The sequence below is a fragment of the Pseudoalteromonas sp. SG45-5 genome, from assembly GCF_014164085.1.
In the GTDB taxonomy this organism is placed as follows: domain Bacteria; phylum Pseudomonadota; class Gammaproteobacteria; order Enterobacterales; family Alteromonadaceae; genus Pseudoalteromonas; species Pseudoalteromonas aliena.
Genome location: NZ_JACJEM010000036.1, coordinates 37,014 through 51,027, shown reverse-complemented (window position 1 = coordinate 51,027; position 14,014 = coordinate 37,014). Strand labels below are relative to the sequence as shown.

The window sequence follows — 14,014 nt, the reverse complement described above, 5'->3', positions numbered from 1 at the left end:
AGAGATTTTCAGTGAAAACAAGGCGAACTTACGCGTCAATAGCTGGCCTATTGCAAGTAAATTCAACGTAGTTAGCGCTGAAAATAGCTGCTCGAGATAGATTTATTATCCAGAGTTCAGGTTACTTAATCAATTTGAGGGATTAAATCTGACGCTAATTGCGTTAAAATTTCTGATATAGAACAAAATAACGAAATTTTTGCCTTGTCATTGACACGATTTTCTTACCTTAAAAAAGATCACTTAATTAAGCGAATTGGTATCACTAGGTAGAGCAAATCTCAATTTTGAAAAGTCAGCCAGCACTACCAAATCTTTTTTAACTAACTGTACCATCCTCACAGTGTTCAACGCTCCCTCATCGCTAATATGAAAAAAACGCAACCAAAAATGTATAGAATTAGCCAAAGGTATTGCTAAAGTTTACGCTTTTCTAAAATCATTTGGCCCCGAATAGTAGAGAATAACCTGAGATTAAATTAGAATAGCTGTGCCCATTTGGGCTATCCGTTCAAAAATGTTTAACTTAGGTAAATAAAATGACCTCATCTCACGAGTTAGAATACACGAATAGTTGGCAAGAGCGCCAAGATTACGCAGAAAGCATGCAACCAATCATAGGTAAGCTTTATCGTAATCGTGGTATTGAAATTGCTGTATATGGCCGTCCTCTCGTAAATGCCAGTACTATCGATATTATCAAATCTCATAAAACTGTTGCTCAGTTTGAAGGCACTAAATTACGTTTACGCGAAAGCTTCCCGTTCTTAGAAGCTATCAGCAAAATGGACTTGAACTCTGCACGTATAGATATTGGTAAACTTGCTTATAGCTACTTGTACACTGAGTCTGCTAACGGCCGTTCAGTAGAGACGTTTGTAAAAGATGAGCTTGCAGAAATAGCTGACTCACCAGCTAGAGAGCCGCGTGATGTTGTACTTTATGGCTTTGGCCGTATTGGTCGTTTACTTGCGCGCTTGTTGATTGAAAAATCAGGTCCATATTCAGATTTACGTTTGCGCGCGATTGTTGTGCGAGGTGGTAAAGAGGGCGATCTTGAAAAACGTGCAAGCTTATTGCGCCGAGATTCAATCCATGGCCCATTCAACGGTTCAATCACGATTGACAAAGAACGTAACGCTATTAAAGCTAATGGCAGCTACATCCAAGTTATTTATGCTAACTCTCCTAGCGAAATTGATTACACTCAATACGGTATCGACAATGCATTGATTGTTGATAACACGGGTATTTGGAAAGATGAAGCAGGCCTTGGTCAGCATCTAGAGTGTAAAGGCGCCGCAAAAGTATTACTAACAGCGCCTGCAAAAGGTAATATCAAAAATATCGTATATGGTGTTAATAACAAAGATATTTTGCCTGAAGATAAAATTGTATGTGCAGCGAGCTGTACAACCAATGCAATTACACCAACGCTTAAAGCATTAAACGATAAGTTTGGTATTAATAATGGTCATGTTGAAACTGTTCACTCGTACACGAACGATCAAAACCTTATTGATAACTACCACAAAGCAGAACGCCGTGGCCGTGCCGCTGCACTTAATATGGTAATCACTGAAACAGGTGCTGCAAAAGCGGTTTCAAAAGCATTACCAGAGCTTGAAGGCAAGTTGACAGGTAACGCAATCCGCGTACCTACACCGAATGTATCGCTCGCTATTTTGAACCTTAACTTAGCAAAAAGCACAACGGTTGAAGAGTTAAACTCATTCTTACGTCATGCAGCACTTCATTCCGATTTGCGCGATCAAATTGATTACACAGCATCAACGGAAATTGTATCTACCGATTTAGTAGGTAGCCGTTACGCAGGTGTTGTTGATTCACAAGCAACGATCGTTGAAGATAACCGTATTGTATTATATGTATGGTATGACAATGAGTTTGGTTACAGCTGCCAAGTAGTTCGTTGTATGCGCGATATGGCCGAAGTGTCATTCCCAAGCTTACCTCGCTAATATATTGCAGTGATTTAAAAGCCAGCATTTTGCTGGCTTTTTTGGTCATGTGTTATTTTTAAAGCTTATTCCATGTGATAGGCTTTAATTATGTAAGTGTTGGTCGTACTTTGTTTTTCGAAGTTCCCAGTATTTTTCTACACGTATGTGTGTACCTGTAGTGTTAGCTCTGCAAATTAGTAAGCAGATAAATTTATTTAACTTAAAGGTTTTTTCATGAAAATCAGCAGCAATTTCGACAGTGGTAATATTAAAGTAATAGAAGCCACCGATCCTTTAAATATTCAATTAGAAATAAACAAAGATCATCAGTCTGAATTTTATCAGTGGTTCCACTTTCGCCTTGAAACAACGCCTTACCAATTGCATAAGTTAAATATTAATGAGCTTGAAAAATCAGCTTATCCAGATGGTTGGGAAGGTTACCAAGCAGTTGCGTCGTATGACCGTCAAACATGGTTTCGTGTACCATCAAGCTATGAAAATGGGACATTAAGTTTTGAAATCGAACCAGAGTGCGGCAGTGTGTATTTTGCCTACTTTGCACCATACAGCTATGAGCGCCATTTAGATTTACTGTCTTGGGCACAAAGCCAAGGCGCTTGCCAATTAGAAACGCTGGGTGAAACGCTCGATGGCCGCGACATGAGCGTACTTAAAATTGGTGAGCCAAGTGAAGACAAGAAAAACATCTGGATCACAGCACGTCAACACCCTGGTGAAACAATGGCCCAATGGTACGTAGAAGGTCTACTTCACAAATTACTTGATGATGAAGACCCACATGCAGCTGCGCTTCTATCAAAAGCAGTTTTTTACATTGTGCCAAATATGAACCCAGACGGCAGTGCGCGCGGGCATCTTCGTACTAACGCGAAAGGCGTTAACTTAAACCGTGAATGGCAAACACCAAGTATGGAAAATAGCCCTGAGGTTTACCTAGTCCTTAATAAAATGCGCGAAGCTGGGTTAGATATGCACCTTGACATACATGGCGATGAAGCTATCCCATATAACTTTGTGGCAGGCAGTGAAGGTATTCCAAGTTACGATGCACGTCTTAAAGGCTTAGAAGATAGCTTTAAAGCAGCACTTTTAACTATTACACCTGAATTCCAAGATGAGCATGGCTATCCAAAAGACGAGCCAGGCCAAGCTAACCTTACGGTAGGTTCATCAGCCACGGCTGAAGAATTTAAAGCATTAACTTACACCGTTGAGATGCCATTTAAAGATAATAACGATTTACCAGATCCAGATTATGGCTGGTCAGACCGTCGTTCGTATCAATTTGGCCAAGATACGTTAGCGGCTATTGTTAATGTTGTTGATAATTTAAGATAAAACGTTTATCAAAAGGGTATCAATAGTTTTGATACCCTTTTTGCTTTTAACAAAACCCTTTGTATAAAATAATAATAATCATCATATAGCAACTGCATTCTTAAAGCGTTTTCAACGCTTCTTCGCTGCGTATCATCGCCGTATCGGTACAAATCAATCTACTTTCATTTAAATACTTCAGGTGTAGTGCCTTACAACAAATGTGTAATCATATATTTTGAAAATTAAGTGTTAACAAAGTTGGTGTACTTAAGTTAATATTAATTAAATCATCAGTCGGGGCGGGAGAGGTACAACCTTATTTCGTAAAGCTTATGTTGCAAAGTAGCTAAAGCAGAGTCTCGTAATTAAAAATAATAAATATAACTATAGAGGATATCCATGGAAGCTATTGTAAGCGCTGTTAATGATGTTGTTTGGAGTAACGCACTCATCTATTTATGCCTAGGCGCAGGCTTGTTTTATTCAGTATTAACTCGATTTGCTCAAGTTAGACATTTTAAAGAAATGTGCAAGTTATTATTCAGTCCTAATACGTCTGATAAAGGTATCTCATCTTTTCAGGCTCTTGCAGTATCGTTGTCTGGACGAGTAGGCGTTGGTAATATCGCAGGCGTTGCAGCGGCTATTGGTTTTGGTGGACCAGGTGCTATTTTTTGGATGTGGGTTGTTGCTTTTCTAGGCGCAAGTACCGCATTTGCAGAGTCTACTCTAGGGCAAATTTATAAAACAGAAGAGGACGGGCAATATCGTGGTGGCCCAGCCTATTATTTTGACCGTTGTTTAGGGCAAAAATGGCTGGCTATTTTATTTGCTGTTTCGGCAATTATAGCGTGTGGTGTTTTCCTGCCAGGCGTACAAGCAAATGCGGTAGGTAATGCGTTTACCCAAGTATTTGGCGATGGCAATATTGTCTCTACTAGCTTTGGTGACGTAGGCAGCTTTAAGTTGGTCGCTTTGGCAATTATTCTTATTGTTTTGGCATTTATTATTTTTGGCGGTATAAAACGTATTGCGAACTTTACTCAAATTGTGGTGCCATTTATGGCACTTGGTTACATAGTATTGGCATTAATCGTGGTATTTTTAAACTTAGATAAAGTGGGCGATATATTTTATTTAATCATTAGTGATGCGTTTACAGCACAGGCTGGTTTTGGCGCAGCTATTGGTTGGGGCGTTAAACGTGGCATATATTCTAATGAAGCTGGCCAAGGTACTGGGCCTCATGCAGCAGCTGCCGCAGAAGTAGATCACCCTGCTCAACAAGGTTTAGTACAAGCTTTTTCTGTTTATGTTGATACTCTCTTTGTGTGTACTGCAACAGCATTAATGATTTTAATAACGCAGCAATACAATATTGTGGGTGAGTTACCAGCAGGGCAGTTTATTGTACAAAATGTTGATGCAGCTACTGAAGTTGGATCGGCAGCCTTTACGCAAATGGCTTTATTTAGTGTATTTGGTAGCTTTGGACAAGCATTTGTTGGTATCGCGTTGTTTTTCTTTGCCTTTACTACAATACTTGCTTATTACTTCATTGCGGAAACGAATATTGCTTACTTAAATCGTTACTTTAAAGGCAGTATTCCGCTTGTACTGGTGAAATTTGTGATTATGTTCATGGTTGCATACGGTATGGTGAACAATTCAGGTTATATCTGGACTATTGGTGATATTGGCGTTGGCTTAATGGCCTGGATCAACATATTGGGTATCTTAGCCATCTTCTTCGTTGCTAAGCCTGCTTTATTATGTTTGAGCGATTATGAAGAACAAAAGAAAAAAGGCGAAAAAATCATATTTGACCCAGTTAAATTAGGCATTAAAAATGCAACTTTTTGGGAAAAACGTTTAGAAAAGCAGTCAAAAGACGCTGAGTAACTAAACTCAGTGAGTAACGTGGAAAATTATCGTCCTTAAATGATTTATTGGTTTGAATTCAAAAAAGACAACGAGAAATAAAACACGTACAATAAAGGCGCCGAAAGGCGCTTTTTTTATGCGTAGTATGGAGAGAAGTATGGCGATTATTCGTTGCCCAAAATGTGCAAAATCAATTTCAGATAAACATAAGCAATGTCCGCATTGCGAAAGTAACATTGCAGAGCTAAACGACGAGCAAGTTCAACAACTTCAGCGCGAGCAGCGAATTAAAAAAAAGCAGATGTTTATAAATCACTCCTTTTTGGCGCTTATCTTGTTTTTAGGTGGTTTTTTCTGTTTATACTTTTTACAACCACAAGAAGAAACACTGCAGTGGTACGTTTACACCACTGCAATTGGCGTAGGATGTATTTGGTATCTTATAAACCGTATTGTTTTAGTGACACTAAAAAAGAAAAAATGACATGAATATCGATAATCTTGTACAAAATATTACTCCCGAATTATTTGAACGCTTACAATACGGTGCCTCTACTGGTAAATGGCCAGATGGTACCGTTTTATCCGATGAGCAAAAGCAACAAACAGTGCAGTTGGTTATGTTGTACCAAGCAAAAGTGGCTCAATCAAATGAGCAATTTACGATTGGTGCTAATGGTGAAATGATCCAAAAGACAAAAGCTCAACTACAAAAAGAATTTAAATCAGACAACGAAATAGCTAGGTTTAGTGAACATGATCTTTAAGCACCTTTTTACACCAAAATGGAAACACCCTAAGCAACAAGTACGTCTTGATGCTATCGAAAAACTCGACATTGAACGTGATGCAACCATATTAAACACGTTAGCACTTGAAGATAGCTCCGCTGAAATACGCCGTAAAGCGCTTCAAAAAGTAAATGACTTACCACTTTGGTGGAAAGCGTATAAACAAGATCAAGCATTAAAAGATATAGCAGAACTTCAAATATCTAATGCTGTTTTAAATAGTGAAAGTACACTAGCACCACAAATTAAAAACGAATATATAGAGCGTTTTGCGCCCGTTAAAACACTCGAAAAGTTAGCATTTGCAGAAAAAGAACTGTTAGTACGTGTTAAATTACTGAAGCGTTTAGCAAATCCAAAACTAGTCGAAAAAGCCTTCAAAGAAGGTAGCGAAGAGCTACAAACTCAATTAGTTGAGCTTGTTATTACACATCAATTAATTAAGCAATTAGTAAAGCATGCAAAGGGCGGTGCAAAAGCAGCACTTAACACGCATATTGAAAATGAGCGTTTAGCAATTGAAATGCCACTTCAGGTTGAAAGTGCTACCCGTGTTATTTTAGCTAAGCTAAATGCCTTGCGTGAAAAAACAGACTTTGCTCTTGTTAATCCACAAGCGAGCGATTTAATAGCTCAGTGGCAAGCACTTGAGCTTAAATGGTTAAGTGATGAACGTGTTAAGCTTCTAGATGAAAAATATACTTCCATCACCACTAAGTTAGATGCACACATTGAACAGCTCAAAGCGTTACACGACAAAGAGCAGCAGCAATTAGCACTGCAACAGCGACAGCTGCTTGCCCTTGCAACGCTCGAAGCTTTAAGCGACGAAATAGAAAACGCGTTACAGCTTGGGCTCGAAACACCAGAGCAAATTCAACAAGATTGGCTTGATGCAAAAGTAGCGCAAGCTAAGCAAGCTATTAGCGAAACAGAACTAGCTAACAATGCCCAATCAAAATTGGCTGTAAGCAAGTTAGAAAAACTATTTACTCAAGTAACTAAATTACCTGAACTAACAACGGCTATAAAAGAATACAAACTCGCTTTTGCAGCATTATGCGAAATAAAACCTGCTGAAGGTTTAGCGCAATATGATGAAACCTTAACTGCGTTTAATAGAGGCTTTAAAGCAGCGCGTAATCACTTGAATATTTTAGATGGTGCATTGCAAAGTACATTTAAAACTCAGTTAAGTGCGCATAAAAAGCAATTTTTAGCGCCAATGAATGAGTTAATCAAGCCACTTGAGAAAAACCAAAGCCAAGCAAAACGCAAAGCGCGTGATGTTAAACGACTAATTGAAGAAGGCCGATTTAATGTTGCTTTTGGTGTGTTTAAAGGGTTTGAAGAATTATTTAATACCCTAACCGAGCAATATCAACAGCCGCTTGTAAATATAAAAGCAGATCTTGAAGCACAACTTGCAAATGCAAAAGATTGGCAAAAATACGCAGCAGCACCAAAGCGTGAAGCGTTATTAGAAGAAGTAAGTGCCTTAGTGAGCGAAGAGTGCACCGATCCACAACAACGTGCAGAGCAAGTGAAAGTGCTACGTAAACGTTGGAATGAGTTAGGTCGTTTAGATACCGACGAAGAAAAGCAACAAGGCGTACAGTTTGATGAAAAAATTGAGCTGTTATTTGCACCTTGTCGTAGTTACTTTGCAGAGCAAGAAGTACAACGCGAAGCATCAAAAGCACAACGCGAAAATATTATTAGCGATATGCACGCACTGCATTTGCAGGCTACTTCAGAGGATAACTTTGATTGGAAGCAATATGAAAGCCAATACAATCGTTTAAATAAAGCGTGGCGCAGTATAGGTAAAGTTGATCCTAAAACATACCGCACATTAAATGACAGCTACAAAAACGAACAGCAACAAGTACTGGCTTTATTAAACGCATTTCATAAAAGTAATGCCGCATTTAAAAATGAATTAGTAGAAAAAGCGCAGCAATTGTCTCAAAGTGATGATTTGGCTGCGGCTTGTCAAGAGTTGAAGCAGATGCAGCAGCAATGGCAAACTATTGGTTTTGCAGGCTTGAAAGCTGAAAATGCGTTATGGCAAAAATTTCGTCAGTTTAATGACGAAACATTTACTAAGCGTAGTAGTGAGTTTGAGCAGCAAAAACTTGAGCAAAACGAGTCAGATAAACAAGCAGCAGCAGAACTTACTGAGCTTGAAGCAGCATTGAGTGATGTTAACCAAAGAGCGCAGTTGCACGACCTAGAAACGAAAGTAAAAGGGTACGCTCAATTTAGATCATTATCGCCTAAGGTAACTAAATTATTAGCAGCCATTGAAGATAAACTTGCCTTGCTTATCAGTAAATCAGAGCAAGCTAATTTAGATGCGTTAATTACAGCACTTGAAAACAATGAAGCGTTACCAAGTCAGTATCAAGCACCGCTCAAAACAGCATTAAATACAGAACAGCTTATTACGCGCATGGAAATACTAGCGAACGTCAGTTCAACTGATAAATCTCTTAGAATGGCAGAGCAAGTAGCCATGTTAGATGACAAACATCGTGGCGAACATGCTGATTTAAACTATTATTTAAAACAGTTATTAGCGCTCAGTGCCGGTTCAGTTGAACCTGACACACTAACGCGACTTAAAGCGACACTTGCAGCTTAATGCACTAGGGCATGTTGGCCTTTCGTGGTTGAATTTGCAGCAGATTGTTTGGTATTTAGGCAAGGCAGAGTCTATGTAGTGTGGTTATTCCCCATAAATAGGCGATAACGCAGCATAAATGCCAAACATGCGCTGCCCTTTGGGTTCTTTCTAGGGACGATTAACTCTTTGTTGCTCGGTTTTGACTTAGCCCGCTAGGTTACAAACCTCACGCCGCGATTAAATCGAGCCTAGATTGAACAAATTTCAATCCACAAAGGTCAACACGCCCTAGAACCAGCATAATATTTGCTGGTTGCTATTTTACTAAGCCGCTTTAATAGCGGCTTTTTTATGTATCACTAATTCATAAACAAAAGGGTTCTCATGAGAATTTTAGTTATTATTGCAGCGCTATTATTAACTGCCTGTAATACTACGCAAGGCATTTCAGTGTATTCATTTACCAACGCTGAGGTTGAGGCTGTACTGGGTAAGCAATTACCAAAGTTAAGTGAAAAAATAAGCTTGATGGGTTTACCGGTTAAGTTTGATGTAAACGACTTAAGTGTCAATATTGGCCCAGATAACCGCGATGTTGTTGTGATGGGTGCAGATTCAAGCGCTGAAATCAATGCTTTTGCACTTAAATATCCAGTGCGTTTAAAGCTGCAAATTGAAGGGAGCCCGTTTTACGACAGTGAAAAAAAAGCAGTCTTTTTACGTAATATTAAGTTGCTCGATTCGAGCGTTGATGCCGGTGGTTTTAAAGGCAACATAGGCGCACTAGATAGCCAAGCAATGGATGTTATAAATGCCTTTTTAGCGGTTAACCCTGTTTACACATTAAATATGGATGACCCTAAAATGATGCTACTCAGTAAGCTTCCACTCGATATGAAAATAGTTAAAGGTGCAATTAAATTGGTACCCCACCTTTAAGTAGATCTGGGTGGTTAAAATATACGTATCAATTAGCCTGACTCTCAGGCTAATTAGGTTTTAATATTATGGCAGCACCTCGTACAGTGCCCACCTCTCGACTCTCTCGCTTTGCAAAATTAGGCTCACTCGCAACAGGTGTTGCTACCAACATGTTAGTTGATGGCGCTAAGAGCGCATTAACCGGTAAAGGTTGGAATAATAAAAGCTTACTACTACAACCTAAAAACATTGAAAAACTAGCCATGCAGTTATCACATTTACGTGGTGCAGCAATGAAGCTTGGGCAATTGCTCTCAATGGATGCCGGTGATTTACTTAGTCCTGAATTGGCCCAGTTACTTGCTTTACTGCGCTCAGACGCGAATCCAATGCCGCATAAACAACTTGTAGAAGTGCTAAAAACGCAATGGGGGGATGAGTGGCTAGCGCGTTTTTCTCATATTGAGCTAAGGCCTTTTGCAGCGGCTTCTATAGGGCAAGTTCATTTAGCTTATAAAGAAAATGGCGATCAGCTTGCTGTTAAAATCCAATACCCAGGTATTGCAAAAAGTGTAGTGAGCGATGTTGATAACGTAATTTCGTTATTAACACTTTCTCGATTACTTCCTAAGGATCTTAATATTAAGCCGCTTATTAGTGAAGCCAAAGCACAGTTATTAGCAGAGGCCGATTACACGCGAGAAGCGCAATATTTAATACGTTATAAAAGTGCGCTAGCAGAGAACGAACACTTTAAAGTGCCTAACGCATATATTGAGCACAGCACACAACAAGTGCTTACTATGGAATATATAAAGGCAGAGCCTATTGAGAGCATTACAGAGCTACCTGATAGTCAAAAAAGCTTTGTTGCAGAGCAACTGATTGATTTGTTTTTCAAAGAAATGTTTGAATTTAAATTGATTCAAACCGACCCTAACTTTGCCAACTTTCATTACCAGCTTGATACACAAAAAATTGTTTTATTTGATTTTGGCGCAACGCGAGAAATATCACCCAAGCTTAGCGAAGGTTACTTAGCATTGTTTAAAGCCGGTAGCGAAAACAACCGAGAAGGTGTGCTTAAAGCGGCTTCACACATTGGTTACTTTCAAAATGACTTAGTTGATGAGTATAAAAACAACGTCATTGATTTATTTTTAATGGCGTGCGAGCCATTAAGAACAGAAGGGGAGTTTGATTTTAAAAATAGCGAACTCGCGCTCAATATTAAAAATGCAGGGCTCGCCCTCAGTGCGCAATCTCAGCAATGGCATACACCGCCCGTTGATGCGCTATTTATTCACCGAAAACTTGCAGGACTTTATTTAATAGCCGCAAGGCTAGGTGCAAAAATAGACATTAAAACGTTATTTAAGCACTATTTATAGCGTTTTAATGAGCGCTTGAGTGCATTTAAAGTAATGAGTGCACTTAGCGTATGAAATTGTCATAATACTCGCGATATTTCGCGAGGTGTATTTATGATAAAACAATTTTTAAACGACCCTAAATTATTGCTAAACGCAGTAGGTGAGGGCATATATGGTTTTGACCTATCGGGTAATGCGGTATTTGTAAATCCTGCAGCTGAACGTATGACAGGTTGGTGTGCTGATGAACTTTTAGGTAAAAAAATACATCAATATCATCATCATACTCATGCTGATGGGACACCTTATCCCGCTGACGAATGCCAAATATATTGCACCATGTTTGATGGTAAACGCCGTGAAGTAAAAAATGAAGTTTTTTGGCGCAAAGACGGTAGCTCATTTGCAGTTGAATACACCTCAACACCTGTGTATCAAAATAACCAACTGATTGGTGCTGTAGCGGTATTTCGCGACATATCACTGCAACAGCAAACACAAAATGCACTGCAAGAGGCACTTACTCAAGTAAAGCATTTAAGTGAGCAGCTAAAAGATGAAAACAACTACTTAATTGCAGAACTTAACGAAGATTGGCAAGACTCAGGGCTAGTTGGACAAAGTCATATATTTCAAACCATGTTAGATCAAATAAAACTGGTAAGTGAAACCGACAGCACGGTACTAATACTTGGCGAAAATGGCACGGGTAAAGAGTTAGTCGCTCGTAATTTGTATAGGCTAAGCAAACGTAGCGAACAGGCTTTTATAAAAGTAAATTGCGCTGCATTTACACCGAGCTTACTAGAGTCGGAACTGTTTGGTCATGAAAAGGGCGCGTTTACAGGTGCCAATGAGCGTCGTAAAGGGCGTTTTGAACTTGCTGATAAAGGCACCTTATTTTTAGATGAAATAGCAGAGCTTCCGCTTGAGGCGCAAAGTAAATTACTGAGAGTCCTGCAAGAACAAGAGTTTGAACGTGTAGGCGGGAGCAATACGCTAAAAGTAAGTATTAGAGTAATTGCAGCGACTAACCGCAACCTGTGGGAAATGGTACAAAAAGGCACGTTTAGAATTGATTTGTATTATCGGCTTAATGTATTTCCTATAAAAGTCCCGTCCCTTAAAGATCGAAAAGAAGACATTCCTTATTTGTGCGCTAATTTAATTGCGCAGTTAAATAAACGGCTCGGGAAACATTTAAAGGGGTTAAGTAAAAAAGCAATTATGCAGCTGCAAGCCTACGATTGGCCAGGAAATATTAGAGAGTTGCAAAATGTACTTGAGCGCGAAGCTATTTTATCTAATCAGGCTGTCCTACAGCTAAGCCAGCCTTTGCAAGCGGGTGGTGAAGTAGTTATTAATCCATTACTTACGTTAGATGAAGCCCAAAAGCAGCATATAACCTCTGTACTAGCGCTCTCGCACTGGCAAATATCAGGTGATAAAGGGGCGGCTGTTAAATTAGGCTTACCTGAGAGTACACTACGCTCAAAAATGCGAAAGTTAGGGATTATTAAGAATTCGTGATATATCACGTTATTCGTTATATATCGCGAATTTAACTTTTTCTTTGTTTAAGTAATCTCTTTAATATCAATGTATTAATTGAAGTTTCAGCTTGGTCTGAAAGTTGCAAATACTTGCTTAATACCCGTCATAATGAAGCAAGTACTATGAAATTTGATATTAAAGAAGAAGACATGATCATTAAGCCCTATAACACCGAAGGGCCAATTTATATCCGCGAGCAAAAAGGGTTTTTTCAGCGTATACGCCGTAATTTAGGTTGGCTGTTAATGCTGACTTTTATTGCAATACCGTGGATCCAATATAACGGACAACAAGCTGTGCTGCTAGATGTGGCAACGCAAACCTTTACTATTTTTGGTTTAACACTGCTTCCTCAAGATTTTATGATTTTAGCCTTACTGTTTATGGTGGGCGCTTTTGCGTTATTTTTTGTAACTAATTGGCTTGGTCGAGTCTGGTGTGGTTACACCTGCCCACAAACAATATGGATGCTCATGTTTTCGTGGGTGGAGCAGCGCATTGAAGGCACTCGCAATCAACGTATTAAATTAGATAAATCGCAGTGGACGCTGAGCACTTGGCGCAAAAAAATAACTAAGCACAGTGCGTGGATTGTTATTTCCGTTTTAACCGCCACCTCGTTTATGGCGTATTTTATTCCGGCAAAAAGTTTGTACATGGAAATGTTAACCTTCGAATGGTCAGGTATTACGGGGTTCTGGGTGTTTTTATTCGCTTTTTGTACTTATGGTAATGCTGGGTTTCTACGCGAAAAAATGTGCACAATTGCTTGCCCGTATTCACGTTTTCAGGCAGTGATGTTTGATAAAGATACGTTGCTTGTTACCTATGATAGTAAACGAGGTGAAAACCGAGGACCACGTAAACGTAAAGCCGATCCAAAAGAGCTTAACTTAGGTGACTGTGTAGACTGTAACTTGTGTGTAGAGGTATGCCCTGCAGGAATAGACATTCGAAATGGCTTGCAATATGAATGTATAAACTGTGGCTTATGTATTGATGCTTGCGACGACACCATGAATAAGTTTGGTTACGAAAAAGGCTTAATAAAATACGCCAGTGAAAAACAAATGGAGGGTAAAAAAACCAATCCATTTAGATTAAAGCTAGTAGGATATGGCGCATTAACGGCTTTATTAATAATTTCTATGTTTGCATGGATGCTGCAACGTACACCAATAGAAGCCTCCGTATTACGTGATAGAAACGCGCTTTATAGAGTGAACTACGAGGGCCTAGTAGAAAATCCTTACACGCTCACTATTATTAATAAAACGCAGCAAGCACTGCATTACACTATTGCCATAGAGGGTTTACTAGGAGCAACGCTCTCAAGTCCAAGTTCTACACTTATACAGCCAGGAGTGATGAAAAGAGTTCCCGTTACTGTAACAGCCGATGGTTACGATATTGAGCAAAAAGTGAGTAAGTTACAGTTTGTTGTAACGGCGCAAGAAGATGCTAGCATTACTATAACTAAAGATAGTCAGTTTTATAAAAACTGAAAAGATTAATTATTTACACAGGCTCAACCAAACCAACCACAATGCCCAA

General features: G+C 39.2%; 10 protein-coding genes. All 10 read left to right on the top strand.

Translation table 11 applies throughout. The features are described 5' to 3' along the window. The first annotated feature begins 539 nt into the window (after positions 1 to 539). The 10 genes from H5119_RS12745 to ccoG all read left to right on the top strand — a co-directional run bounded on the left by H5119_RS12745 (position 540) and on the right by ccoG (position 13,965). Positions 540 to 1,982 (top strand): glyceraldehyde-3-phosphate dehydrogenase, encoded by a 1,443-nt coding sequence (locus tag H5119_RS12745; RefSeq protein ID WP_182702494.1) that lies wholly within the window; start codon positions 540 to 542, stop codon positions 1,980 to 1,982. Positions 1,983 to 2,198: 216 nt separating this feature from the next. Beyond that, a complete protein-coding gene (locus H5119_RS12740) occupies positions 2,199 to 3,326 on the top strand; it encodes a carboxypeptidase family protein (RefSeq protein WP_182702493.1) in 1,128 nt (375 codons plus the stop codon). 381 nt (positions 3,327 to 3,707) lie between these two features. Next, complete coding sequence (locus H5119_RS12735; protein WP_077537575.1) at positions 3,708 to 5,210, top strand: sodium:alanine symporter family protein; 1,503 nt, start codon at positions 3,708 to 3,710, stop codon at positions 5,208 to 5,210. A gap of 139 nt (positions 5,211 to 5,349) precedes the next feature. After that, complete coding sequence (locus H5119_RS12730) at positions 5,350 to 5,676, top strand: hypothetical protein (protein ID WP_182702492.1); 327 nt, start codon at positions 5,350 to 5,352, stop codon at positions 5,674 to 5,676. Between the two features lies 1 nt (position 5,677). Then, entirely contained in the window at positions 5,678 to 5,959 is a 282-nt protein-coding gene (locus H5119_RS12725; RefSeq protein WP_007378333.1) for a YeaC family protein, read from the top strand. Next, positions 5,949 to 8,630, top strand: a complete 2,682-nt coding sequence (locus tag H5119_RS12720; RefSeq protein ID WP_182702491.1) for a DUF349 domain-containing protein — start codon at positions 5,949 to 5,951, stop codon at positions 8,628 to 8,630. The genes H5119_RS12725 and H5119_RS12720 overlap by 11 nt, the downstream gene beginning before the upstream one ends. Positions 8,631 to 8,996: 366 nt before the next feature. Further along, positions 8,997 to 9,551 carry a DUF1439 domain-containing protein gene (locus H5119_RS12715; RefSeq protein ID WP_182702490.1) on the top strand — a complete coding sequence of 185 codons (555 nt, stop codon included), beginning with the start codon at positions 8,997 to 8,999 and terminating at the stop codon, positions 9,549 to 9,551. Positions 9,552 to 9,619: 68 nt separating this feature from the next. Beyond that, positions 9,620 to 10,924 (top strand): AarF/ABC1/UbiB kinase family protein, encoded by a 1,305-nt coding sequence (locus H5119_RS12710; RefSeq protein WP_182702489.1) that lies wholly within the window; start codon positions 9,620 to 9,622, stop codon positions 10,922 to 10,924. Between the two features lie 93 nt (positions 10,925 to 11,017). Beyond that, positions 11,018 to 12,436, top strand: a complete 1,419-nt coding sequence (locus tag H5119_RS12705) for a sigma-54-dependent Fis family transcriptional regulator (RefSeq protein ID WP_182702488.1) — start codon at positions 11,018 to 11,020, stop codon at positions 12,434 to 12,436. Positions 12,437 to 12,582: 146 nt separating this feature from the next. Further along, complete coding sequence (ccoG, locus tag H5119_RS12700; protein WP_182702487.1) at positions 12,583 to 13,965, top strand: cytochrome c oxidase accessory protein CcoG; 1,383 nt, start codon at positions 12,583 to 12,585, stop codon at positions 13,963 to 13,965. The last annotated feature ends 49 nt before the right edge of the window (positions 13,966 to 14,014 follow it).